The organism is Pseudomonas protegens, from assembly GCF_003732485.1.
GTDB classification, from domain to species: domain Bacteria; phylum Pseudomonadota; class Gammaproteobacteria; order Pseudomonadales; family Pseudomonadaceae; genus Aquipseudomonas; species Aquipseudomonas protegens_B.
The window spans coordinates 81626-82299 of record NZ_MOAK01000081.1 but is presented as its reverse complement, the minus strand read 5'-3'; the positions used below and the strand labels follow the sequence as shown (position 1 = coordinate 82299).

The 674-nt window shown below is 61.1% G+C and carries 1 protein-coding gene; it reads left to right on the top strand.

Translation table 11 applies throughout. From position 1 onward, the window contains the following. Window positions 1-674: ATP-binding protein (locus tag BLX41_RS36145; RefSeq protein ID WP_259745134.1), on the top strand; the 674-nt coding region annotated here is incomplete at both ends.

Sequence of the window (674 nt, the reverse complement as noted above, 5' to 3'; positions counted from 1 at the left end):
AAGCAGATCCTCACCAACCTGGTGAGCAACGCCATCAAGTTCACCCGCGAAGGCACCATCGTCGCCCGGGCGATGCTGGAAGAGGAACACGAAGACAGCGTGCAACTGCGCATCAGCATTCAAGACACCGGCATCGGCCTGTCAAACCAGGATGTTCGCGCTCTGTTCCAGGCTTTCAGCCAGGCCGACAACTCGCTGTCGCGGCAACCCGGTGGCACTGGGTTGGGGCTGGTGATCTCCAAGCGCCTGATCGAACAGATGGGCGGCGAAATCGGCGTCGACAGCACTCCGGGCGAAGGCTCGGAATTCTGGATCAGCCTGAACCTGCCGAAAACCCGCGACGACGCCGAGGACTTGCCCGGTCCCCCATTGCTGGGGCGGCGCGTAGCGGTGCTGGAGAATCACGAACTGGCCCGTCAGGCCCTGCAGCACCAACTGGAAGACTGCGGCCTGGAAGTGACCCCGTTCAATACCCTGGAAGCCCTGACCAATGGCATTACCGGCGTGCATCAAAGCGATCAGGCCATTGATCTGGCGGTGCTTGGTATCACCACCAACGACATGTCTCCCGAGCGCCTGAGTCAGCATATCTGGGACCTGGAGCACCTGGGCTGCAAAGTCCTGGTGCTGTGCCCGACCACTGAACAGACGCTGTTTCACCTATCGGTCCCCAA